The 24,443-nt window shown below is 73.1% G+C and carries 16 protein-coding genes and 1 pseudogene; 11 read left to right on the top strand and 6 right to left on the bottom strand.

Annotation, left to right across the window (positions count from 1 at the left end):
• Nucleotides 1-117: 117 nt before the first annotated feature.
• Both FHX81_RS36475 and FHX81_RS36470 read left to right on the top strand, forming a co-directional pair.
• Nucleotides 118-411 (top strand): DUF3040 domain-containing protein, encoded by a 294-nt coding sequence (locus FHX81_RS36475; protein WP_141983027.1) that lies wholly within the window; start codon nucleotides 118-120, stop codon nucleotides 409-411.
• A 123-nt stretch (nucleotides 412-534) separates the two neighbouring features.
• Nucleotides 535-1,767 carry a WXG100 family type VII secretion target gene (locus FHX81_RS36470; protein ID WP_141983026.1) on the top strand — a complete coding sequence of 411 codons (1,233 nt, stop codon included), beginning with the start codon at nucleotides 535-537 and terminating at the stop codon, nucleotides 1,765-1,767.
• 18 nt (nucleotides 1,768-1,785) lie between these two features.
• Here the strand turns inward: FHX81_RS36470 and FHX81_RS36465 are convergent.
• A protein-coding gene (locus FHX81_RS36465; RefSeq protein WP_425473864.1) for an IS5 family transposase occupies nucleotides 1,786-2,651 on the bottom strand; the annotation gives its coding sequence in 2 pieces (ribosomal slippage) (nucleotides 1,786-2,280 and nucleotides 2,283-2,651; 864 coding nt in all).
• Nucleotides 2,652-2,758: 107 nt separating this feature from the next.
• Between FHX81_RS36465 and FHX81_RS36460 the strand changes: the two genes are divergently transcribed.
• From FHX81_RS36460 to FHX81_RS43100, 3 genes are all read left to right on the top strand, one after another.
• A complete protein-coding gene (locus tag FHX81_RS36460) occupies nucleotides 2,759-4,018 on the top strand; it encodes an IS701 family transposase (RefSeq protein WP_425473873.1) in 1,260 nt (419 codons plus the stop codon).
• Nucleotides 4,019-4,220: 202 nt separating this feature from the next.
• Nucleotides 4,221-5,954 (top strand): hypothetical protein, encoded by a 1,734-nt coding sequence (locus FHX81_RS36455; protein WP_141983025.1) that lies wholly within the window; start codon nucleotides 4,221-4,223, stop codon nucleotides 5,952-5,954.
• 127 nt (nucleotides 5,955-6,081) lie between these two features.
• Nucleotides 6,082-6,429, top strand: coding sequence for an MFS transporter (locus FHX81_RS43100; protein ID WP_425473863.1), 348 nt, complete (start codon nucleotides 6,082-6,084; stop codon nucleotides 6,427-6,429).
• 228 nt (nucleotides 6,430-6,657) lie between these two features.
• Here FHX81_RS43100 and FHX81_RS43095 read toward each other — a convergent pair whose 3' ends face one another.
• The 3 genes from FHX81_RS43095 to FHX81_RS36440 all read right to left on the bottom strand — a co-directional run bounded on the left by FHX81_RS43095 (nucleotide 6,658) and on the right by FHX81_RS36440 (nucleotide 9,196).
• Entirely contained in the window at nucleotides 6,658-6,945 is a 288-nt protein-coding gene (locus FHX81_RS43095) for a hypothetical protein (RefSeq protein WP_425473862.1), read from the bottom strand.
• Nucleotides 6,946-6,993: 48 nt separating this feature from the next.
• The gene (locus FHX81_RS36445) at nucleotides 6,994-8,229 is read right to left on the bottom strand and encodes an MFS transporter (protein WP_170232301.1); all 1,236 of its coding nucleotides are present in this window, start codon (nucleotides 8,227-8,229) and stop codon (nucleotides 6,994-6,996) included.
• Nucleotides 8,230-8,326: 97 nt separating this feature from the next.
• On the bottom strand, nucleotides 8,327-9,196 hold the full coding sequence (locus tag FHX81_RS36440) for a universal stress protein (RefSeq protein WP_141983023.1): 870 nt from the start codon (nucleotides 9,194-9,196) through the stop codon (nucleotides 8,327-8,329).
• Between the two features lie 129 nt (nucleotides 9,197-9,325).
• Between FHX81_RS36440 and FHX81_RS36435 the strand changes: the two genes are divergently transcribed.
• On the top strand, nucleotides 9,326-10,324 hold the full coding sequence (locus tag FHX81_RS36435; RefSeq protein WP_170232300.1) for a serine/threonine-protein kinase: 999 nt from the start codon (nucleotides 9,326-9,328) through the stop codon (nucleotides 10,322-10,324).
• An 877-nt stretch (nucleotides 10,325-11,201) separates the two neighbouring features.
• Here FHX81_RS36435 and FHX81_RS36430 read toward each other — a convergent pair.
• Nucleotides 11,202-11,696, bottom strand: coding sequence for a MarR family winged helix-turn-helix transcriptional regulator (locus FHX81_RS36430; protein WP_141983021.1), 495 nt, complete (start codon nucleotides 11,694-11,696; stop codon nucleotides 11,202-11,204).
• A 90-nt stretch (nucleotides 11,697-11,786) separates the two neighbouring features.
• Here FHX81_RS36430 and FHX81_RS36425 point away from each other — a divergent pair, with 90 nt between their 5' ends.
• Both FHX81_RS36425 and FHX81_RS36420 read left to right on the top strand, forming a co-directional pair.
• The gene (locus tag FHX81_RS36425) at nucleotides 11,787-12,332 is read left to right on the top strand and encodes a YceI family protein (protein WP_141983020.1); all 546 of its coding nucleotides are present in this window, start codon (nucleotides 11,787-11,789) and stop codon (nucleotides 12,330-12,332) included.
• A gap of 346 nt (nucleotides 12,333-12,678) precedes the next feature.
• Nucleotides 12,679-13,179 carry an ATP-binding protein gene (locus tag FHX81_RS36420; protein WP_141983019.1) on the top strand — a complete coding sequence of 167 codons (501 nt, stop codon included), beginning with the start codon at nucleotides 12,679-12,681 and terminating at the stop codon, nucleotides 13,177-13,179.
• Nucleotides 13,180-13,222: 43 nt separating this feature from the next.
• Here FHX81_RS36420 and FHX81_RS36415 read toward each other — a convergent pair whose 3' ends face one another.
• Nucleotides 13,223-14,068: an EamA family transporter gene (locus tag FHX81_RS36415; protein ID WP_141983018.1), complete on the bottom strand. Its 846-nt coding sequence runs from the start codon at nucleotides 14,066-14,068 to the stop codon at nucleotides 13,223-13,225.
• A 215-nt stretch (nucleotides 14,069-14,283) separates the two neighbouring features.
• Between FHX81_RS36415 and FHX81_RS36410 the strand changes: the two genes are divergently transcribed.
• The 3 genes and pseudogenes from FHX81_RS36410 to FHX81_RS36400 all read left to right on the top strand — a co-directional run.
• Complete coding sequence (locus FHX81_RS36410) at nucleotides 14,284-14,898, top strand: GTP pyrophosphokinase (RefSeq protein WP_141983017.1); 615 nt, start codon at nucleotides 14,284-14,286, stop codon at nucleotides 14,896-14,898.
• Between the two features lie 532 nt (nucleotides 14,899-15,430).
• Nucleotides 15,431-16,699, top strand: coding sequence for a serine hydrolase domain-containing protein (locus FHX81_RS36405; RefSeq protein ID WP_141983016.1), 1,269 nt, complete (start codon nucleotides 15,431-15,433; stop codon nucleotides 16,697-16,699).
• 82 nt (nucleotides 16,700-16,781) lie between these two features.
• A pseudogene (locus FHX81_RS36400) lies at nucleotides 16,782-24,437 on the top strand (amino acid adenylation domain-containing protein); the annotation flags it as partial.
• Nucleotides 24,438-24,443: the final 6 nt, after the last annotated feature.

The raw sequence follows: 24,443 nt of genomic DNA, 5'->3' as shown, positions 1-24,443 counted from the left end.
CCGGCGGGCGCGTTCTCACCGATTGCCGGACGGCTCCGATTTCATAGCGTTCCGGTCTCGTTCGGGTCACACTGGGAAGGCGAGAGCACGGGCACCCGACGCGGAGGTGGAGTGGGCATGGGACTGACGGACCAGGAAGCACGTGCGCTGGCGCAGATCGAGCGGCACCTGAACGACGACGACCCCCGTTTCGTCGCGCGTCTCGCCCGCGCCCGTTCGTGGTTGCGCATCCCGCGGCGGGTGCTGCTCGCGGTGGCGTTGTGCCTGACCTACGCGGTGGGTCTGGTGACGCTGATCGCCGGGGTGACCGCGTCGTCGGCGCTGTGGTCGGTGGTGCTGATCGCGGTGGGCTCCGCGATCACCGCCGCGATCCCGACCGTCGTGGGGGTGCGGGCCTGGCGTCGGCGCTGACCCGCGGGCGCGGAGCCGTGCCGGGGCTTGATCGTTAGCCCAACGTTGGCGCGGCGTTGGCGGCGATCACTTGACTGCGTCGAGTCAGTCGTCCCGGCACGCGCTCCGAGGAAGGTCCGGCTCATGGCAACAGGCGCCCCCGCGCAGACGATGCTCAGGAAAGCCGTGGTCAGGGCTGATGTCGACCAGCGCATCCAGGTGATCGGCCAGGAGGCGCAGGCCGAGCCGGAGTCGGTGGTGGGCCGGCCGACCGGTGGCCGGGTGCCCGCGGACCCGTTCGCGAGCCTGCGGGGTGTGGCGGGGTGGGCGGTCGACCACGTGGCGTTCCTGCGGGAGCCGATCGACCGGTTGGAGAACGACCCGGGGAGCGTGCAGGCGACGGTCGACGCGCTCCGGGCGGCGGCGGAGCGGATGCGGGAGCTGGCGCGGGGGCAGCGGGAGGTGCTGGCGCGACCGGAGGGGTGGACCGGCACGGCCGCGGACGCGTACCGGGCGAGCATGGACAAGCTCGGCGAGGAGCTGGGTTCGCTGGCCGAGGCGGTGGCCGTGAAGGGTGTGGTCGTCGAGAACACCGGTGCGATGGTGCAGGCGTTGCGCGAGGCCGTGCTGCACACGGTGGGGCAGTACTCCGATTCGCTGGTGCCCGGTGCGATCCAGGCTTATGTGTTCGCGCCGGTGACGTTCGGGGCGTCGATCGCGGTGTTCCTGGGGTCGGTGGTGGGGAGCGCGACGCAGCTCGGGTCGAGCATCGCGGCGAAGGTGGACGACTTGAACGCGGCGTTGACGCGTCAGGTGGACCGGGTGAAGCAGCTCGACGGCATTTCCGACGACATCGGGCGGGAGTGGGAGCGGTTCGAGTCCGCCGCGGGCGGGGAGACGGCCGCGATGACGGCGCGCACCGCTTCGAGGCCGCTGGTGCCGGAGCGTGGGACCGAGGCGTTGCGGCCGATGCACGCGCTTGCCCGGGAACACGAGGCGTTGCGGCCGATGCAGGCGACCGCACGGGAATTCGAGGCTGTGCAGCCGACGCGGGCCGTTGCACGGGAATACGAAGCCTTGCAGCCGATGCGGGCTGTCGCGGCGGAACACGAGACCTGGCAACCGATGCGGGTCGCCGCGGAGGAGCCGGTCCAGGCGCGTCACGCCGTCCGCGCCGAGCCGATGGTGCAGGCGATGCGCGTGGAGGCGCCCGTCCACCACGAGGCGCAGCCGATGATGCGCGCCACCGAACCCGTCACCGCGTACCGCCTCGCCGAACACCGGGTCGCCGAACACGGGGTCGCCGAGCCGTTGCAGGCGCGCGCCGTGACCGCCACCCACGAGGCGACCGTCCGCCGGGTCGAGGCGACCGACTAGGCGCTGTCCTGTAATTCGTCATCGCAGCCAGAGGACGATGGCGGCGATGGTGAGTTCGGCCTGGTAGTAGGCGGCTCGTTTGGCGTAGCGGGTGGCCAGGCCGCGGAACTGCTTGAGCCGGTTGAAGCAGCGTTCGACCACGTTGCGCTGTCTGTAGCGCTCGGCGTCGAAAACCGGTGGCCGCCCACCGCGTGAGCCCAGGGCCGCGCGGCGGGCGACCTGGTCCTTGCGTTCCGGACAGGTGAACGCGATGCGACGGGCGCGCAGGGCGAGTCTGGTCGACTTGTGCGAGTAGGCCTTGTCCGCGATGACCACGTCGGGCCGGACGCGCGGGTGGCCGGGGCCGGACCGGGCGACGCGGATGCCGTCCAACAGCGGCAGCAATCGCGGGTTGTCCCCGGCCTGGCCGGGTGTGATCAGGATGCGCATCGGCAGGCCGCGTCCGTCGACCGCGATGTGGATCTTGGTGCTCAGTCCGCCCCGGGACCGCCCGAGGCCTTCCCCGTCGACGGCGAGGGCCTCGACCCCGGCGGTGCATCCCCCTTTTTCCGGGCACCGGCGGCGTGCTGGTGGGCCCGGACGACACTGGAGTCGACACTGATGATCCACTCCAGCTCGCCGACCGAGTCGTCCTTCACGATCACCCGGTCCAGGATGCGCTGCCAGGTGCCGTCCGCGGTCCACAGGCGCAGCCGCTCGTGCGCGGTCTTCCACGGCCCGTAGCGCTCGGGCAGGTCCCGCCACGGAGCGCCGGTACGCAGCTTCCACAGGATCGCGTTGATCACCTGACGGTGATCCCGCCACCTACGCCCACGCCCCGACACCGGTAACAGCGGCTCGATCGCCGCCCACGCACGATCGGTCAGCTCACCACGCCCCACCATGCACCAGAACTACCAGACACCCTGATCACCGGCTTACAGGACACCGCCTAGTAGGGCTTTGTTAGGTCGAGTGATGGGATGTGTGGGCGGTGTGGTTTCCTGCGGTGGTGACGCCGGAGGAGATGGCCGAGGTGCGGCCGGTCATCGAAGGGTTCGCCGCGGAGGTGTTCGGCGGGTTCGCCCGGCGTGACCAGCGCGGCAAGGGTGAGCTGTATCTGCGTGGGCTGCTGTTGGACGGCAGGCGCAAGTCGATGCAGCCCATGGCCGAGCGCCTCGGTGTGGACCATCAGCAGTTGCAGCAGTTCGTCACCACCTCGACCTGGGACCACGTCGAGGTCCGGCGCAGGTTGGCGGTGTGGGCGGCGGGGTTCGTCGACCCGGACGCGTTGGCCGTGGACGACACCGGGTTCCCCAAGGACGGGACCTCCTCGCCCGGGGTGGCGCGGATGTACTGCGGGGCGTTGGGCAAGCGGGGCAACTGCCAGGTCGGGGTCAGCGTGCACGCGGTCACCGACTGGACCTCGGCCGCGGTGGACTGGCGGCTGTTCCTGCCCGAGTCCTGGGACGACACCAAGGCCGACGACGAGCGGACAGCCGCGGAGATCGCCCGCAAGCGGGCCCGCTGCGCGATCCCCGACCAAGTGCGGCACCGGGAGAAGTGGCGCCTGGCCCTGGACATGATCGACGAGCTGCTGGACTGGGGCATGCCGCGGCGGCCGGTGGTGGCCGACTCGGCCTACGGCGACAACACCGCCTTCCGCCAGGGGCTGACCGACCGCGGTCTGACCTACGCGGTGGCGGTCTCGGCCTCCACCAGCCTGCATCCCGGCTCGACGGCCCCGGTCCCGCCGAGCTGGTCGGGCATCGGCCGCCCGCCGACGAAGACGACCTACCCGGACAAGCCCGTCACCGCCAAGACCCTGGTCACCGAAGCCGGGCGTTCGGCGGGGCGGTTCGTGGTCTGGCGCCACGGCTCCCGCAGGAGCGCGGGCAACCCGACCGCGACCATGCGCTCCCGCTTCCTTGCGCTGCGGGTGCGCCCGGCCAACCGCAACATCCCCCGCGCCCCCGACGGCAGCCTGCCCGAATGCTGGCTACTGGCTGAATGGCCCACCGGAGAACCCGAACCCACCGACTACTGGCTGTCCACCCTGCCCGTCGACATCCGCCTGCGCGACCTAGTCAAGCTGGCCAAAATGCGCTGGCGCATCGAACACGACTACCGCGAACTCAAGGACGGCCTCGGCCTGGACCACTTCGAGGGCCGCTCCTGGATCGGCTGGCACCGCCACGTCACGCTGGCCTCGGTCGCGCAGGCAATCTGCACCCGGCTGCGCCGCACCCCAAAAGCCCCTGCGCAGGTCTGACCCTCTACGCCGTCCTGCGCGAACTCCAAGCCTTACTCGCGGCCTGGACAGGCGTCTGCCACACCTGCCGACAACCCGTCCAGGCCACGACCACACCACAGCAACCGCAGGTCAACAGCACCTAACAAAGCCCTACTAGGCCGCGAGCGGTCGTCGAACGCCTCCCTCCTCGTCCATCCCTGCCGTTCCGCGGAGAAACGCCATGGTCACCAACCTGACACCGACCACCATCAGCACGCCGCCTCCCGGCGGCGGCTCGGGCTTCACGATGGACGAGTCCGCGATCGACTCGCTCCAGCAGCAGGCCGAGAACCTGCGCACCGGCTACCAGGAGGTGTCGTCGACGCTGTCCGGCCAGACCCTGGCGGGCAACGCCTTCGGCACCGTCGGGACGTTCGCCGTGGAAGCGTTCAACGCCTCGCACGGCAAGTCGGTCGAGCTGGCGGGCAAGGCCGCCTCGACGTTGGGGCTCGTCGGCGAAGGCCTCAAGGCCACCGCGCGGACCCACCTGGAAGCCGACCGCGCCAACGGCGAGCAGTTCACCTCCTTCGACTCCGCCGAGATCACCGACGGCCCCCAAGGAGCTCCGTCGGGCGGCCCCACCGGCACCCCGGCTCCACAGGGCCCACCGGTCACCCCGACCGAGCAGCTCCCCGGTGCGTCCGGAGGCGGAAACCCCTCCGGGCCCGCGGGTCCGCCGCCGGAGACCTCCGGCACCACCACGGGCCAGAGCAGCACCCCGCCGCCGCCCACCACCCGACCCGCGCCGGTCCCCGACTTCCCGGAAGTCCCCGATCCCCAAGCGGCGACCCCCACCGGCTCCACGAGCGGCGGCGGCTCCGGAACCCCCGGCGGCTCCCCCACCACACCCCCGGCAACCACACCGCCCACCGGCACGACCCCTCCGCCGATGCCACCCATCCCCGAGGCACCGAAAGACCTCTTCAAGCAACCCGGCATCCCCGACCCCGGCACGAGCGGCACGACCCCGCCACCGACCCCGTCCGTCGCCGAAGTGCCCGAGGAGATGTTCGACCAACCCGGCACGCCGGACCTCGGCACGAGCGGCGGGGCGGGCGGCTCGTCCGGCGGCGGCTCCGCGACCTCACCGTCCGCCGGCACGACCCCGCCACCCGCCCCACCGATCCCCGAAGTCCCCAAAGACCTCTTCAAGCAGCCGGGCATCCCCGACCTCGGCACGGGCGGCTCGTCCGGCGGCAGCTCCGCGACCTCACCGTCCGCCGGCACGACCCCGCCACCCACCCCACCGATCCCCGAAGTCCCCAAAGACCTCTTCAAGCAGCCGGGCATGCCGGAGCCCGGCACGGGTCTGCCGTCGACCGGCGGCGAGGCCGACACGCCACCGCGTTCGAACGCCCCCGGTCTCGACCACGATGACCGCAAGCCCGGTGAGTCGGACGATCGCAACCCCACGGGTGAGGCACGTCCCGGCCACGACGTGCCGCGCGAAGTCCGGCACGAGCGTGACGAGCACGGCTTCCCCATCACCTCGGTGGACGGCAAGCCCTGCCTCGACCTGCGCGACCTCCCGGCCGAGGAGGGCGAGCGGTGGCGGGAGAACATCCGCGACATCCTCGCCACCAAGGGCGAGGGGTCCTTCTTCTGGGCCGGCGACACCATCGACACCGAAGGTCGACGCCACAACCTCATGGACCTGGCCGAGTTCATGACGAACCTCGACGGCCGCCCCGGGACGACCGACCGGTCACCGGAACTGTCGGACACCGTCACGGCCGGCCCGGCCCGCAGCGCCAACGGCGACGTCTACGTCCTCCTGGGCCCCAACCGCGCCGACGACGGCCCGGTCGACCTGGCGGACTTCCCGACGCTGCAGGGCAACCCGCGCATCGAGCGGGTGTTCGCGATCGACGCCGTCACCGGCCGCGAAACCCAGGTCCACCCGAAGGTCGTCTGATCGCGCGGGGCGCGGGAGGCCCGTCCTCCCGCGCCCGGGACTCCGTGGTGGCACCATCACGTCACACCGGACCGAGCCGTCGTGATTCCGCCAGACGTGGCACGGCCCCGCCTGGTGGGCTGGGCCCATGATCGGAGCGCAGGGGAACTGGCCCGCCGTCCTCGCCGTGACGGCGGGGATCTTCTCGATCGTGACGACCGAGATCCTGCCGATCGGCCTGCTGACGCCGATCGGCGCGGAGTTCGGCGTCTCGACCGGGACGGCCGGGTTGATGATGACGGCACCGGGGCTGCTGGCCGCCGTCGCCGCGCCGGTGGTGACGGTGGCGACCGGGCGGGTCGACCGGCGGGCGATGGCGTGCGGATCGGTGCTCGTGTTGGCCGTGGCGGACTTCCTCGCGGCGGTGGCGTCCGCGTACTGGGTGGTCGTGGTGTCACGGGTGGTGGTGGGGTTCGTCATCGGGGCGTTCTGGTAGGTCGGGGAGCGGTTGGCGGCACGGCTGGTGCGGCCGGAACGGGCCGGGTTGGCGACGGCCGTGGTCTTCGCGGCCGTGCCGCCGGGGTCGGTGCTGGGTGTGGTGACGGTCGGTGTTGTCGGCCGTGCACGTCACGCGGGCGTCGGTGCTGCGGGACGTGCTGCGCGTCGCCGGTGTCCGGTCAGGGTTGTTGGTCACGTTCCTGGTGGTGCTCGCGCACTTCGGCACCTACACGTACGTCACGGTGTTCCTGCTCGTGTGCGGCGCGGCGGGCGTGGCGACGGCGCTGTTGCCGGTGGTCGGGCGGTGGGACGCGGGCGCGCTCGTGCTGCTGGTGGTGTGGGGGCTCGCATACGGCGCGGTGCCGGTGTGCTCGCAGACGTGGATCGCCTCCGCCGTACCGCGCGCGCCGGAGGCGGCGGCCGTGGTGTTCACGTCGTCGTTCCAGGCGACGCTGTCGATCGGGGCGCTGGTCGGCGGTGTCGTCGTGGACGCGACGTCGACGTCCACCGTCATGCCGTCGGCCGGTGCGGTGGCGGTGCTCGTCTGGTGGTGGCGTGCCGGTCAGAGCGGCACGCGGTCGAAGTCCGGTGACACCAGCGACGCGCGCAGGTGGTCGCGGCGCAGCACGGTCAGGACCGCCATCAGCGTCGCGACCAGCGCGAAGCCCGACGCGACCGTGAGCGCCGCCAGCGGCCCCGCCGCGCTGACGACCGCCCCCGCCACCACGATGCCCACCGCGCCCGAGCACGCGGTGATCGCACCGACGGTGGCGAACACCCGGCCCCGGACCGCGTCGGACGTCCTGGCCTGCACCAGGCCGTTCAGCGTCACGCTCTGCACGGAGCCGCACGCGCCGGCCACCAGCCACGCGACCGCGTTGACCACGAGGTGCGGCAGCTGCGCGGGCGCGGCCAGCGCCAACGCCAGCACCAGGTTGCCACCGGCGAAGGCCAGGACCAGCGCCCGCGGTGTGGTGAACCGGCGGGTCAGGTTCGGGCCGAGCAGCAGGCCGGCGGTCCAGCAGGCGAGCACCGCGCTGTAGGTGAACGGGGTGCCGCCGATCGGGCCGAGCACCAGGAACACCTCGTTGACCAGCGCGATCGCCACCGCCACCCCGACCACGGCCTGCGCGACCACGCGGGCGAGCAGCAACCGGTCGCTGCGCAGCAGCACCCACCCGCTCCACTGGCCGCTCGACGCGGCGCCGACGTCGTCCTGCCGCGGGTCGCGGTCCACCCGCAGCCACAGCACCACCAGCGCCAGGTGGGCGAACGCGCACACCGCGTCCAGCATCACGGCCCACTCGACGCCCGGACCGGCCGCGAGCACGCCGCCGAGCACGATGCCCGCGACGGCCGCGGTGTTCTGCGCCGACGACATCGCCGCGTGCCCGCCCGCCGCGCCGTCCTCCCCGGTCGCGACCGGAACCAGCGCGGACGCGCAGGTGCGCACGACCCCGCCGGCCACGCCCAGCACCGCCACCAGCCCGTACAGCACGGCCGGCCGCTCGTGCCCGAACAGCAGCCCGATCAGCAGCAGCACCTGCGCGAACACCGCCACGCTGAGCAGCAGGCGGTGCGGGAACCGGTCGGCGGCCCACCCGGCGACGGGCGCGCCCAGCACCGCGCCGAGCGCGACGGCCACGAACAACCCGGCCACGGCGAACGCGCCGGAACCGGCCAGCGCGGTGGTGAACCCGATCAGCGTGAGCTGCGCGCCCAGGCCCGCCACGCCGGACCCGACCACCAGCACCGCCAGGTCGCGGTTACCCCGCAGACCGCCGAGCACTGCGACCATTCCGCTCCCCCGCCGCGTCGCCGGTACGGACCGAGGCGTCCACCTCGCGGTGCCGATCATGCCCGAAGATCACCTCGGCCGGCGTGCGCGGCGCGGATCAGTCCGCCGAACGGTCCGGTCGGACGACCACCAGCGGGCACGACGCGTGGTGGACCAGCGCCTGGCTGGTGGAGCCGAGGAGCAGGCCCGCGAAGCCGCCGCGACCCCGACTGCCGACCACGAGGAGCTGAGCGCCGCGCGAGGCGTCGATCAGGGCTTTCGTCGCCCGCTCGCGCACCACCCGCCGGTCGACCACCACGTCCGGGTATTCCTCCTGCCAGCCTGCCAGCCGCTGCGCCAGCAACTGCCGCTGCTGCTCCTCCACCTCGGCCCAGTGCACGCGGACCTTGTCGGCGTAGGGGGTGCCCGCGAGCAACGGCGTCCACGCGAGCAGCGCGGTCAGCGGGGCGCCCCGCACCGACGCCGCCTCGAACGCCTGCCCGATCGCCGCCTCCCCCGCAGGCGAGCCGTCCACGCCGAGCACGACCGGGCCGGTGGCCGGGTACGGGCCGCGGACGACGACCAGCGGGCTCCGGCCGTGCGTGGCCACCGCCACCGCCACCGACCCCACGACCAGGCCGAGGAACCCACCCAACCCCCGCGACCCGAGCACGACCAGCCGGGCACCCTCGGAGGCGGCGATCATCGCGGCGGCAGGTTGGGCGGCCACCACGGACGTGCGCACGTCCGGCACGAGGTCGCGCACGCTCGCCGCCGCCGTCTCCAGCCACTGCCTGCCCTGCTCCTCGAACGCCTCGCGCACCTGGCCGCTGCTCACCACGACGTCCGGGTAGCCCCGCTCGGGCACCAGGTAGGCGTGCACGAGCGCGAGCGGCACGCGGTGCCGCGCGGCTTCCTCCGCCGCCCACCGCACGGCCGTCAGCGCCGACTGCGAACCATCCACTCCGACCACGATCGGGTCACTCATCCCACGTTCCCTCCGGCAGACGTCGGCGACACCCACACCCTCCGTCGCCCCGCGTTCGGCCGCATGTCGACGCACCCTTCCGATGTCGTGCCCCACCACGCGGAACCCGGGCCGGATACGATCCCGGTCGTGGACCCCGCCGACGACCTGCTGGCCTGGGCGCCGCCGCCGCAGCCCGGTCCGAGCGGCGCGGCTGGGCCGGTCACCCTGCCCGGTTACAGCGACTTCCGGCTCGTCGCGCACGGCGGCGAGGGCACCGTGTACCGGGCCACGCAGGTCGGGCTGGGCCGTGACGTCGCGGTGAAGGTGCTGGACGTGACCGACCAGGACACGGTCAGCCGGTTCCACCGCGAGCTGGAGATCACCGTCCGGCTCGGCCGTCAGCACCCGCACATCGTGACCGTGCTGGACACCGGCGTGATCGCGGGCCGGCCGTGCATCGTGATGGAGTACTACGACCTGGGGTCGCTGCACGACCGGTTGCGGCAGCGCGGGCCGTTGCCGGTGCACGAGGTGGTCGCGGCCGGGATCGCGGTGGCCGACGCGCTGGCGTTCGCGCACGGGCAGGGCATCCTGCACCGGGACGTGAAGCCGCAGAACATCCTGGTGCTGCCGACGTCGTACGTGCTGGCCGACTTCGGCATCGCGCGCGGCGCGGACGCGGCGCACACCGCGTCGTTGGGCATGGTGAGCTACCGGCACGCCGCGCCGCAGATGGTCGACGGTCGACCGCCCGCCGCGGCCGACGACCTGTGGTCGTTGGGCTCGACGCTGTTCACCCTGCTGGACGGGCAGCCGCCGTTCGCGTCGGACAACCCCGGCGAGGACACGATGCTCTCCTACCTGGGCCGGGTGCGCGAGGCGTCGCCGCGGTCGTTGCTGCGCCGGGACGTGCCGGTGGAGCTGGTGGCGATCATCCTGCGGTGCCTGCGCAAGGAGCGGGAGGAGCGGTTCCCGGACGCGGCGGCGCTGCGCGCGGCGCTGGCGTCGGTGCCGGCGTCGCACGCCAGGTCCACTGTGGACCCCGATCACACGGTGGCGGTGCGGCGGGAGGCGCCCGAGGGTCGTCCGGAAGCCCCCGAACGCTTCCCGGAGGGTCGCCGCCGAACGTCTTCGTGCTCGTGGTGAGGTCGCGGCCGGTGCCGTCGCGCACCACCACGCCGCCCTCCAACCCGAGCAGCGTCACGCCGCGCTCGTGCGGCACCAACGCCGTGCGGGGACCCGCGCCGGCGACCGCCTTGTTCGACCGCTCCACGAACTCCAGCTCGTCGGCGGACCACTCCAACGCGTGCAGGTTGCCGCCGTGGTCGACCGCCCACAGCACGCCGTCGTCATCCGCCACCACGTCGGCCAGCGGCTGCCCCGCCGACCACGGCGACCCGATGTCGACCAGCGTCACCGGGTCGGCGTTGTGCACCGAGCCCGCGGCGCGGTCGACCACGAACACCATGTCCCCCGCGATGAGCACCTTCGCCGACGGACCGGGGGGCGCCTGGCGGCGACCGGAGGACAGCAGGGTAGCGAGGTCGATCACCGTGATCTGGCCCGTGCGGCGGTCGAGCACGATCAGCTTGTCGTCGGACTGCGCGATCTCCAGCTGCGCGTCCGCGCCGCTGACCTGCAAGCGGGTCTGCGGCTTCCCGGAGCTCGGGTTGACCTGCACGACCTCGCCGCGCTGGTCGTCGTTCAACCACGTGAGGCCGTCGGAGACCTCGACGGCGGTGCGCGAGATGCCGTCGCCGAGAGCGGCGCCGACCAGCAACAAGAGCCCTAACGCGGCGGCGCTGACACTGGCCGACTCACGCCGGCCCGCGCCGATGGCCCGACGCGCGATCCTGCCCGGCTTCGCTCCCACGGCCCGGATGCTAACGGCCCCGCATGACGATTTTGCGACAACCGGTGATCCTGCTCCGCTCGGCGCACGACCGCTGCGCCGGATACGTCCACATCGGACTCGACCTCCCCCGGACGTGGGATGTTCCCCCGTGCGGGCCGAAGGGCGGACCTACAGGTCGGCGAACTCCTCGCGGCGCACCTTCGCGCACTCCGCGGTCAGCCCGGCGTCCACGGCCCGGCTGATCTCCGCCAGCGACCGGAGCTGCTCCGGCGTCAACACGTCGAACAGGTGCTCGCGCACGGCCGTCACATGCCCGGCCGCCGCCTGCCCCAACACCCGGAAACCGACGTCGGTGAGCGCCGCGATGGAACCTCGGCGGTCCGAAGGGCAGGCGCGGCGTTCCACCCAACCCTCCTTCTCCAAGCGGGCCACGGCGTGCGAGAGTCTGGACCGTGACGAGTGGCACACCGACGCCAGCTCACTCATCCGCAGCGCGCGCTCCGGGGCCTCCGAGAGGGCGACCAGGATCTCGTAGTACGCCATGGGCATGCCGGAATCGCGCTGCAACTGCCGGTCCAGGTGCTCGGTGAACTTGGTCACGGCGGTCATGAAGGCACGCCACACCTGCTGCTCTTCGGCGCTCAGCCACCGCACGTCGCTCATGCCCCCATCATACGTCCGTTGTTGAACCTTCAACCAGGATGCGCTATGTTCTGTTGAGAGTTCAACCAGACCAACCGAGAAGGACCATCCATGACCTCGCAGACTGTGCAGATCCCCGGCTACCTCGCGGGCACGTGGGCGATCGACCCGGTGCACTCGGACATCTCCTTCGTGGTCCGCCACCTCGGCGTGTCCAAGGTCCGCGGCCACTTCGGCACCTTCGAGGGCACCATCGTCACCGCCGAGAACCCGCTGGAGTCCACGGTCACCGCGAAGATCGACGCGGGTTCGGTCAACACCCGCAACGACCAGCGCGACGCCCACGTCCGCGGCGAGGACTTCCTGGACGTCGAGAAGTTCCCCGAGCTCACCTTCACCTCCACCGGCGTGCGCGCGCACGGCGAGGGCTTCATCGTCGACGGCGAGCTGACCCTGCACGGCGTGACCAAGGCCGTGGAGCTGGAGCTGGAGATCAACGGCTTCGGCGACGGGTTCGACGGCTCGAAGGTCGTCGGCTTCTCCGCCTCGACCGAGATCAACCGCCGCGACTTCGGCGTGACCGGTGGCCCGGCCGGCGCCGTCGTCGGCGACAAGATCACCATCCTGCTGGAGATCGAGGCCGCCAAGCAGGCCTGACCCCGCTCCACCGAAGGGCCCGCCGAGGATGTCGGCGGGCCCTTCGCGCTGCTCAGAGCCCCTACGCTGCGTAGGTCAAGTCCCTGGCCGGGCGAACCGGGGCCGTCATTCCATTTCGCAGCGGCGTTCGGTAGTTTCGTCCGCGCCGGCGCAACCTGCCTGAACCGCGCACCGTCTCCACCCGTAGTAGGTCGTGAAGCCAGGGTTTTGCTTCGGTCAGCACTGAAGCTGTAGAACTCGATGCGGACACAGTCCGCTCACGGTCGTAGACCGCGTGGGTGACATCGGACGCACTCATGGCACCATCTGGCGCAGCACGCGCCGGACGCAGGCGAGGAGGATCGGTGTGAACGCCCAGACCGAACAGGTCGACGACCTTCGACTCGTCGCGCTGCCCACCGCGGTGAACGTGGCGGACATGTTCGTGCGCTTCTCGCTCGGCGAGTGGCGGCTGCGGGCGATGCAGGACGAGGCCGCGCAGACCGTCCGCCGCCTGGTCGGCGCCGCGGTCGAGGTGGCCGACCGGCGCGCGCCCGGTTTCCTGCTGGTGCGCCTGCGCCTGACCGGCACGTACCTCGTGGTCGAGGTCGAGGGCACCCGGGTGGCGCTGCCGCCGGAGCTGGCCGGGACCCGCGCGGGCCTGGTCGACCTCACCGCGGGCGGCCACCTGGCGTGGTGCGAGCTGGCGCTGCCGTCCGGCATGAACGCCTCCGCCGTGCCGCTGCCGCGCCGCGAACCCCGCCGCTCCCCCGCCGCCGAGGCGCTGGGCGACGAGCCGGACGTGGACCCCGAGGTCATCCAGCGCATCCTCTACGGCCTGGGCGGCGGCGCTCACCAACCCGACTAGGCACCGGTCGGCCGGCGTCCGGTGTGGACGCCGGCCGACCCGGTCACCGCCGGGCGAGCACGACCAGCGCAACCGCCAGCACGGCCATCCCGCACCACGACGCGAACGGCAGCCGTTCGCCCAGCGCGACCACGCCCAGCACCGCCGCCACGGCGGGCTCGGCGAGGGTCAGCGTGGTCGCCGCCGCCGCGCCCGTGTGCCGCAGCCCGCGGGCGAACAGCAGGTAGGCGGCGAACGTGGTGAACACCGCGAGGTGCGCGGTCACCGCCGCCCCGGACGGGCTCGCCACCCACGTGACGCCGAGTGCGAGCAGGACCGGCAGCGTCAGGGCCGACGCGCCGCCGAACACCACGCCCACCACGGCGCGGGACGGGTGCCCGCGGCCGATCAGGTGCGCGCAGACGACCGAGTACACGGCGTACGACAGGCCGGCGACCAGCGCCAACCCCACCCCGGGCAGGTCGACGTGCGCGTCGCCGTCACCGAGCACGAGGGCCGTGCAGCCGACGACCGCGGCCGACGTGGGCAGGGGCCGGGACCGCAGCCCGAGCACGATCGGCGCGGCGGCCAGCGCGACGGTGGTGCCCACCGCCACGCCCGTGCGGGCGACCGCCGGGTAGAACGCGAGCACGTAGCCCGCCACGGTCACGGCGCCGAGCAGCAGCAGCCGCCAGTCGGCGGTCCGCAGCACGGCGCGCGTGCCCCCGGACGTGACGAAGAGCAGGACGCCGCCGACCACGAGGCCCGCCGCGCCGACGGCCGGGGTCGGTGCGGCGGCGGGCGCGAGTGAGCTGACGGTGCCGGTGGTGCCCCACAGGACGCACGCGGCCAGGATCGGCAGCGGTCCGCGGGAGGAACGAGCGCGTGTTTGCACGGCAAGGGTCGACACGGGGTCTCCGTTCGCGAGACGAGGGGAAGAGGACGCGAACGGGCGCACCGCGGGACCGGACCGGACCGCCGCGGCGGTCGGGGTCGGATCAGGCAGGCGTGCAGGAGTGCGTCAGCGGGTGCGCCCGGTCAGGCGCACGGCGGCGGGAGGACCACGTGCCAGTGGGTGTTCACGCCCGGCATCCTAGCGCCGGCACGCCCGGTATCGTGGGGATCATGGACATCGGCGTCGCGGATGACCTGCTGCGGCGGTCCCTCGTGGTCTACAAGTTCGCGGTCGACGAGCTGATGACGAAGCTGCGGATCCTCAGCGAGGAGTTCGACCTCGTCCACCGGCACGACCCGATCGAGCACGTGACGCACCGGGTGAAGCGGCCCGACGCGATCCTGGACAAGCTGCGGCGCAAGGGGCTGCCGGCGGACCTGGCGCTGGCGGCCGAGCACCTGGACGACGTGGCGGGCGTGCGGGTGGTGTGCCCGTTCGTGTCCGATGTGTACCGGGTGCGGGACATGCTGGCCCGGCAGAACGACGTGGAGATCCTGCGCACCAAGGACTACGTGGCCGCGCCGAAGCCCAACGGGTACCGCAGCCTGCACCTGATCGTGCGCATCCCGGTGTTCCTGTCCGACCGCGTGGAGCACGTCAAGGTCGAGGTGCAGCTGCGGACCATCGCGATGGACTTCTGGGCCACGTTGGAGCACAAGCTGTACTACAAGTACGACGACCAGGTGCCCGTCGGGTTCGTCGAGGAGCTGACCGCCACCGCCGCGATCGCGGCCGAGCTGGACGCCCGGATGGAAGCCCTGCACCACGAGGTCCAGCGGGACTAGCCGCCTCCCCCTCCCCGTGCCGCGCGGTGACGCCGCCGTGCCGGCGCGTGCCCGTGCGCGCCCGAACGTTCGACTCGGCGCTCCTGAGCGTGGGACTCACGCGTGCCGAACGCGGGGCTCACGCGTTCTGGAGGTTGGACTCGCGGTTACGGGCGGGTAGCGTCAAACGAGGCCGGCGGACAAAGGTTACGGGCGCCCGGCAAAATCATCGAAATCCCGCCGACCGGACCACGAAGACATTTCATGCTCTCTTCACGGGACAGCCTACGACCGCCCGCAAGGGCGTTGACACGCGACTGCGAATAACCCTCGCGTACTGGGGATCTTTACGAAACGATCCGGTCCAAACCAGCCGATCGAGTGAATCCCGGAAGTCACACTTCTAACACGGGGTTACACTTCCCTCAAAATAGGGAATGCCCATTCGGTGAATGCTCCGTTCGGCGGTCGCGACGATCTCCCGGCGACCGTCAACGTTGGGCCCGCAGCCACGGCCTCATATCCACCGCGGCTCATTCTCAGAGGATCACGCATGGACACCGACCTGATCTCCACTCGATTAGCCGCGCTGACCCGCGGGCACCAGGTGCCCGGTGCGCAGCTCGCCGTGCACCACGCGGGACGCACGTGGACGCACGAGGTGGGCCTGACCGCCGACGCGGCCGTGCCCATCGGCTCGATCACCAAGACGTTCACCGCGACCGTGGCCATGGCCCTGGTCTCCGACGGGGACCTGGAGCTGGACGCGCCGCTGTCCGACCACCTGCCCGGGGTGGCCGACGAGTTGACGCTGCGCCACCTGCTCAGCCACACCGGCGGGCTGCCGTCGGACCCGGAGGACGTGCGCACCACGTCCCTGCGCCACCACGTGCGGCAGGCGCTGCGCGAACTGCACCCGCTGCACGAGCCCGGCGCCGGCTTCTCCTACTCCAACATCGGGTACTGCCTGGTCGGCCACCTCATCGAGGTGAGCACCGGCATGACCTGGGCGGAGGCGGTGGAAGCGGTCCTGCTGCGCCCGCTCGGGGTGCGCGCCAGGTTCACCACGAGCCCGGACACCGACGTGGTCGCGGGCCACGCGGTCAACGCCGCCACGGGGCGGGTCGTGCCGGTGGCGCAGTCGCTGGCCCCGGTCGAGGCGCCCGCCGGCGCCCTGGCCGCGAGCGCGACCGACCTGGTCGCGTTCGGCCGGATGCTCGGCGGCGCCCCGCCGCACCTGATGGGGCCCGACGAGCTGGCCCTGATGCGGGAACCCGTCCGACACGCCGAGCCGTTCGGCATGGCCGACGGCTGGGGCCTGGGGCTGGCGCTGTACCAGCGCGACGGCGTCCGCTGGGTCGGCCACGACGGCACCGCCGACGGCACGTCGTGCCACCTGCGGATCAACCCGGCCGACGGCACCGCGGTCGCCCTGACGACCACCGCGAGCAGCGGCTTCGCGCTGTGGCGCGAGCTCGTGCCCGAATTGGTCGCGGCCGGGCTGCCGGTGGCCGATTACGACGGAATGCGCGGCCTGCACCACCCCATCGCACCGCCGCCGGACTGCACCGGGAGGTTCCGCAACGGCGACGTCGAATACGCCGTGCGGGCCGTGGACCGGGAGCGGCTGGCCCTGACGGTGGACGGCGAGCCGTTCGCGGACCTGTCCCTGTTCGACGGGCTGGTGTTCGCGATGCGCGATTCCGACACCGGCGACACCAACCAGACCGGGCGTTTCCTGCGCGACCCGGGCGACGGCGGGATCAGGTGGATCCAGATCGGCGGTCGACTGGCCCGCAGGCAGGTCGCGAAAATGGCCTGAAAATCACGTTTGAACCTCTGCGGAACGGGTAAGCCGCGCCCCCTGAGCCAGAAAGGCACCTCTCGCGATGACGCACGCCCGCACACTGCCGGAATTGATCGCCGCGCAGGCGCTGCGCAGTCCGGACGCACCCGCGGTGATATCCGCCGACGGTGTGGTCGACCACCGGGAACTCGACGAGCGCGCGAACCGGCTCGCGCACCTTCTCCTCGCCAAGGGGGCGCGGCGGGAGCGGGTCGTGGCGGTCGCCATGCCGCGCTCGGTGGACAACGTGGTGGCCCGGCTCGCGGTGCTCAAGACGGGCGCCGCGTACCTGCCGATCGACCCGGACTACCCGGCCGACCGGATCGCGTTCATGGTCGCCGACGCCGAGCCGCTGCTCGTGCTCGACCACGTGCCGGACGTCGCCGACCGGCCCGGCACCGCGCCGGACGTCGCGATCCACCCGGAGGACCCGGCCTACGTGATCTACACGTCCGGGTCGACCGGCCGGCCGAAGGGCGTGGTGGTGCCGCACCGGGGCTTACCGGCGTTCTCCGCCGCCGAGATCGACCACTTCGACGTGCGCCCCGGCGACCGGGTCCTCCAGTTCTCCTCCCCCAGCTTCGACGCCTCGGTGCTGGAGCTGTGCATGGCCCTGCCCGCGGGCGCGGCGCTCGTCGTGCCACCGCCCGGTCCGCTGCTGGGCGACCAGCTCGCCGAGGTGATCGAGGCGTTCGGCGTCACGCACGCCCTGATCCCGCCGGTCGCGCTGGCGACCATGCCCGACGCGGCGCTGCCCGCGTTCCGCACGCTGATCGTCGGCGGCGACGCGTGCCCGCCGGACCTGGTGGCGAAGTGGGCACCCGGCCGGCGGATGATCAACGCCTACGGCCCCACCGAGTCCACCGTGGTCACGTCGTGGAGCGAGCCGCTGGAGCCCGGCGGCACGCCGCCGATCGGCCGGCCGATCCCCGGCACGGAGGTCCGCGTGCTGGACGGGGACCTGCGGCCGGGCGCCGAGGGCGAGCTGTACGTCACCGGCGTCGGCCTGGCCCGCGGCTACCTGGGCCGGCCGGGGCTGACCGCGCAGCGGTTCGTGGCCGACCCGTTCGGGCCGCCCGGCTCCCGGATGTACCGCACCGGCGACGTGGTGCGCACCCGCGCCGACGGCCACCTGGAGTTCGTCGGCCGCGCCGACCACCAGGTGAAGATCCGCGGCTTCCGGGTCGAGCCCGGCGAGATCGAGTCGGTGCTGCGCGGGCAGCCGGGCGTCGAGCACGCCGTCGTCGTCGCCCGCGGCGAACCGAAGCGGCTCGTCGCTTACGTGGTCGGTGAGACCGCAGGGCTGCGCGAGCGCCTGGCCGGCACGCTGCCCGACTACCTCGTGCCGTCCGCCTTCGTGGCGCTGGAGGCGTTCCCCCTCACGCCCAACGGGAAGCTGGACCGCGACGCGCTGCCCGAGCCGGTGGTCGGCGACGCCGTGCCGGAGGACCACGTCGAGCCGCGCACGCCCGCCGAGCAGCGGGTCGCCGAGGTGTGGTCGGAGGTGCTGGGCGTGCCCCGGGTCGGCGCGCACGACGACTTCTTCGCCCTGGGCGGTGACTCGATCCTGGCCGTGCGGGCGCTGTCGCGGCTGGGCGGCCTGCCGGTGCGCGCGATGTTCGACCACCGCACGGTCGCCGCGCTCGCCGCCGCCCTGCCCGACCGGGACAGCGCGCCGATCCCGCGCGTGCCGCGGGTCACGCCGCTGCCGCTGTCGTCGGCGCAGCGCCGGCTGTTCTCGCTCGACGGCACCGCCGAGCAGAACACCGCCGTGGGTGTCCGGCTGACCGGGCCGCTGGACGTGCCGCGGCTGGAGCGGGCGCTGGACGCGCTGGCCTGCCGGCACGACGCGCTGCGCACCACGTTCGACGTGGTGGGCGACGAGCCGGTGCAGGTCGTCGCGCCGCACGGCACCATCCCGCTGCGCGTCCTGCCCGCCCGCGACGGCGGGCCCGGCGCCGCCGACCTGGGCCTGGACGAGCCGTTCGACCTGCGGCACGGGCCGTTGTCCCGGGCCGTGCTCGGTCCGCTCGGGCCGGACGAGCACCTGCTCGTGCTGGTGCAGCACCACATCGTCACCGACGGCTGGTCGGTGCAGGTGCTGCTGGAGGAGCTGGCCGAGCTGTACGCGGGCGGGCAGCCCGGGGAGCCCGCCGTGCAGTACCCGGACTTCACCGTGTGGGACCGGGCCAGGCCCGAGGGCGACCCGGCGTACTGGCGGGCCCGGCTGGACGGTGTCGAGGCGCTCGACCTGCCCACCGACCGGCCCCGGCCGCCGCTGCGCACGACCTCCGGCGCGGTGCTGCGCCGCCCGCTGCCCGCCGACCTGGTCCGCAGGCTGGCGGGCGTGGGCCGGGCGCACGACGCCACCTTGTTCATGACGCTCACCGCCGCCGTGCAGGTGCTGCTGTCGGCGCGCGCCCGGCAGCGGGACGTCGCGGTCGGCACGGTGAGCTCCGGCCGCGACCGCGCCGACCTGGAACGCGCGGTCGGGTTCTTCGTCCGCACGCTCGTGCTGCGCTCCTGGGTGGACCCGGAGCTGCCGTTCACCGCGTTCCTGGACCAGGTGCGGGACACCGCGCTGGAGGCGTTCGCGCACGACGACGTGCCGTTCGACCGGGTGGTGGAGGAGCTGCGGCCCGACCCGGACCCCGGCCGCACGCCGCTCGTGCAGGCCGTGGTGGCGCTGCACCAGCCGCTGCTGCGCGACCCGGCGTTCGGCGAACTGACCGCCGCCGAGCACGACCTGCCCCGACCGGTGGCCCGGTTCGACCTGGTGGTGGAGTTCTGGCCGCGCGGCGACGACCTGGCGCTGACCGTCGAGTACAACACCGACCTGTTCGACGCGGCCACGATCGAGTCGCTGAGCGACGACCTGGAAGCCCTGCTGCGCCTGGTGGTGGAGGACCCGGACCGCCCGCTGCGCGGCCTGGCGCGGCTCGACTTCGCGCCCGACGACGCGGTGCGGGTCCGCGGGTTCCGGGTCGACCTCGCCGAGGTCGAGCGGGCGATCCGGCGGCACCACGAGGTGACCGACGCGGTCGTCAAGGCCGTCGACCGGCGGCTCGTCGCCTACGTGACGCCCCCGGTGAACGCCGCCGCGCTGCAGGGGTTCCTCGGCCAGGTGCTGCCCGCGCACGCCGTGCCCACGACGGTCGTCGGCCTGGACCACCTCGACCGCGACGCCCTGCCCGAACCGCCCGAGGAACGCACCGAGGTCCGTTACGTGGCACCGCGCACGCCCGTGGAGGCCGTCCTGGCGGACGTGTTCGCCGAGGTGCTGGGCGCGGCCCGGGTGGGTGTGCGGGACAACTTCTTCGCGCTCGGCGGCGACTCGATCCTGGGCATCCAGGTGGTCACCCGCGCCCGCCGCGCGGGGCTCGTGCTGACCTCGCGGGACATCTTCGCGCACCAGACCATCGCCGCCATCGCGCCGCACGTCACCCGTGACCTGCCGCCCGCCGCGGACCAGGGCCCGGTCACCGGCGACGCGCCGCTCACCCCGATCCAGCGCTGGTTCTTCGACAGCCACACCGTGCGGCCCGAGCACTTCGACCAGTCCGTCGTCGTGGACCTCGACGTCGACCTCGACGTGCCCGCGCTGCGCACCGCCCTGGCCGCGCTGGTCGGGCACCACGACGCGCTGCGCGCCCGGTTCGAGGGCGACCGGCAGGTGGTCGGCCCCGTCGCGGACACCGACCCGTCGGCGCTGGAGCACTTCGACCTCGCCCGCGGGCCGCTGCTGCGGGCCGAGGTGCTCGCCGGCGGCTCGGTCCGCCTGACCGCGCACCACCTCGTGGTCGACGGCGTGTCGTGGCGCGTGCTGGTCGAGGACCTGACCACCGCCTACCGCCAGGCTTGTGTCGGGCAGGCCGTCCACCTCGGGCGCAAGACCACGTCGTTCCGCGACTGGGCGACCCGGCTCGCCGACCACGCCCGGCACGGCTTCGACGCCGAGCTCGACCACTGGACGGCGGTGGCCGCCACGCCGACCGACATCCCCGTGGACCGGACCGGCCCGAACACGGTCGGCTCCCAGCGGGAGGTCACCGTGCGGCTCACCGCCCGGGAGACCGACGCGGTGCTGCGCGACGTGCCCGGCGTGTACCGCACGCAGGTCAACGACGTGCTGCTGGCCGCGCTGGGCCGGGTGCTGGCCGACTGGACCGGTCGGCCGCGGGTGCTGGTCGACCTCGAGGGCCACGGCCGGGAGGAGCTGTTCGCCGACGTCGACCTGTCCCGCACGGTCGGCTGGTTCACCACCGTCTTCCCGGTCGCCCTCGACGTGCCCGCCGGTGACTGGGGCACGACGCTGAAGTCGGTGAAGGAGCAGCTGCGGGCCGTGCCGGGACGCGGCATCGGGTACGGCGCGCTGCGGCACCTCGCCCGCACCGCGCCCGCCTGCGACCCCCGGGTGTCGTTCAACTACCTGGGCCGGTTCGACGCCGACCAGCGCGACCTGGAGCTGTCCGCCGACCCGCGCGCGCCCCGGCCGCACCTGCTGGACGTGGTCGGCCAGGTCCGCGGCGACCGGCTGGAGTTCACCTTCCACTACAGCGAGCACGCCCACGACGCGGACACCGTCACGCGCCTGGCCGACGGGTTCACCGCCGCGCTGCGCGGCATCGTGGCCCACTGCGCCGAGCCGGGCGCGGGCGGTCGCACGCCGTCGGACTTCCCGCTGGCCGACCTGGCCCAGGCCGAGGTGGACCGGATCACCGGCGAGGACGCCTACCCGCTCACGCCGATGCAGGCGGGCATGGTGTTCCACGGCCTGGGCGACAAAGGCGTGTACTTCCAGCAGACGACGTTCGTGGTCGACGGCGTCACGGACCCGGCCGCGTTCGCCGCCGCCTGGCAGAGGGTGGTCGACCGGACGCCGGTGCTGCGCAGCAGCGTGCTGTGGGAGGGCGTGCGGCAGCCGTTGCAGGTGGTGCACGAGCACGTCCGCGTGCCGTTCACGTTCCTGGACTGGAGCCACCTCGACGCCGACGTCCGCGCCGTGCGGCTGCGCGAGCTGCTGGCCGAGGACCGGGCCGAGGGCATCGACCTGGCCGTGCCGCCGCTGATGCGGGTCGCCATCGCGCGCCTGTCGCCCACGAGCGTGCAGGTGCTGTGGACGTTCCACCACGTGCTGCTCGACGGCTGGAGCGTCTTCCACGTGCTGTCCGACGTGCTCGGCGCGGGCGAGCCCGAGGAGCGTCGGCCGTTCCGCGACTACGTGGCGTGGCTCGCCGAGCAGGACGAGGCCGCGGCGGAGGCGCACTGGCGGCGCGTGCTGGGCGACTTCGACTCGCCCACGCCGCTGCCCGCCGACCGCCCGGCCGACCACGGCACGTCGTCGCGGCGGATGCCGGTGGAGCTGACCGCCGAGGAGTCCGAGGCGCTGTACGGGTTCGCCCGCCGGCACCGCGTCACGCCGAGCGCGATCGTGCAGGGCGCGTGGGCGCTGCTGCTGGCCCGCTCCAGCGGACGGCGGGACGTGTGCTTCGGCGCGACGGTGTCCGGCCGGCCCGCCGAGCTGCCCGGCGTCGACTCGATCACCGGCATCTTCATCAACACCCTGCCCGTGCGCGTCCGGGTCGACGGCGCCACGCCCGTCGCGGAGTGGCTGCGCGGGGTGCAGGACGCGCAGGTGGAGTCGCGGCGGTTCGAGCACGTGCCGCTCAACGACATCCAGGGCTGGAGCGGCGTCGAGCGCGGCACCGCCCTGTTCGACAGCGTCGTCGTGTTCGAGAACTACCCGGCCGACGTCGCCGAGGGCATGGGCCTGCGCGAGCTGTCGGCGGAAGAGACCACGAGCTTCCCCCTCAGCGCCACCGTCTACCCCGAGGAACGGCTCGGCGTGCTGCTGGGCTACGAGCCCGCGATGTTCGAGCGCGACACCGTGGCCCGGCTCGGTGAACGGCTGCGGCGGCTGCTGGTCGGCCTGGTCGCCGACCCCGACCGGCCGGTGGCCGACGTGCCGTGGCTGTCCGACGCCGAGGTCCGGCAGGTGCTGGTCGACTGGAACGGCACCGCGGTCGGCGAGCCGACCGCCACCATCCCGGAGCTGTTCGCCGCGCAGGCGGCCCGCACGCCCGACGCGGTCGCGGTGACGTGCGAGGGCGCGCACCTGACCTACCGCGAGCTGGACGAGCGGACCAACCGGCTCGCGCACCACCTGGTGGGGCTCGGCGCGGGACCGGAGCGGATCGTCGCCCTGCGGTTCCCGCGCTCGCTGGACCAGGTGGTCGCGGTGCTGGCGGTGCTCAAGTCCGGCGCGGCCTACCTGCCGCTGGACGCCGCCTACCCCGAGGACCGGATCGCGGCCACCGTCGCCGACGCCCGCCCGGTCGCCGTGCTGTCGGAGATCCCCGACCTGACCGGCCTGCCCGCGACCGCGCCGACCACCGCCCCGCGCCCCGACAACGCCGCGTACGTGATCTACACGTCCGGCTCCACCGGCCGGCCCAAGGGGGTGGTGATCCCGCACGGCAACGTGGTGCGGCTGTTCTCGGCCACCGACCACTGGTTCCGGCTCGGCCCCGACGACGTGGTGTCGATGTTCCACAGCTACGCCTTCGACGTCTCGGTGTTCGAGCTGTGGGCGGCCCTGCTGCACGGCGGCCGGCTGGTGGTCGTGCCGCACGCGGTGTCCCGCTCGCCGCGCGACTTCGCCCGGCTGCTCGTCGACGAGGGCGTGACGATCCTGAGCCAGACGCCGTCGGCGTTCTACCAACTCATCCCGGAGAAACCGACGGGGCTGCGACTGCGCTGCGTCATCTTCGCCGGCGAGGCGTTGGAGATGGGCAAGCTGGCGGGCTGGGACGGTCCCGGCGCGTTGATCAACATGTACGGCATCACCGAGACCACCGTGCACGTCACCTACACCGAGGCCGACGGCAGCATCGGCGTGGCCATGCCGGACCTGCGGATCTACGTGCTGGACGAGGACCTCAACCCCGTGCCGCCGCACGTGCCCGGCGAGATGTACGTGGCCGGGCCCGGCCTGGCCCGCGGCTACCTCGACCGGCCCGGCCTGACCGCGTCGCGGTTCGTGGCGAACCCGTTCGGCCCAGCCGGTTCCCGCATGTACCGCAGTGGCGACCTCGCCCGTTGGGAGGACGGCGTGCTGCACTACCTGGGCCGTGCGGACCAGCAGGTGAAGATCCGCGGGTTCCGGGTCGAACTCGGCGAGGTGGAATCGGTCCTCGCCGCGCATCCTGCGGTCGCCCAGGTCGTTGTACTGGCTAACGAACACCGCTTGGTGGCGTACTACGTGCCGGACAAGCCGACTACGGCGACGGAGCTGCGCGACCACACGGCCAAGGTCCTGCCCGACCACATGGTTCCCGCGGCGTTCGTCGCACTGGAAAGCCTGCCGTTGACCGTGAACGGCAAGCTCGACCGCGTCGCGCTCCCCGCGCCCGAGCGCGACGCGGTCACGTCCGGCGAGTACGTCGCGCCCCGGACGGAGACCGAAGAGGCCATCGCGGCCATCTGGGCCGACGTGCTGGACGTCGGCCAGGTCGGCGTGCAGGACAGCTTCTTCACCCTCGGCGGCGACTCGATCCGCAGCCTGCACATCACGTCCCGGACCAAGGCGGCCTTCGGCGTCGACCTGTCACCGCGCGACGTCCTCACCGCGCGCACCGTCTCCGCCCTGGCCGACCTGGTCGAGGAACTGGTGCTCGCGGATCTCGAAGCTCTCGCTGCCGACACGGAGGCGTGACCCGTC

It is taken from the genome of Saccharothrix saharensis, from assembly GCF_006716745.1.
GTDB classification, from domain to species: Bacteria; Actinomycetota; Actinomycetes; order Mycobacteriales; family Pseudonocardiaceae; genus Actinosynnema; species Actinosynnema saharense.
This window is presented reverse-complemented; position numbering and strand designations above follow the sequence as displayed.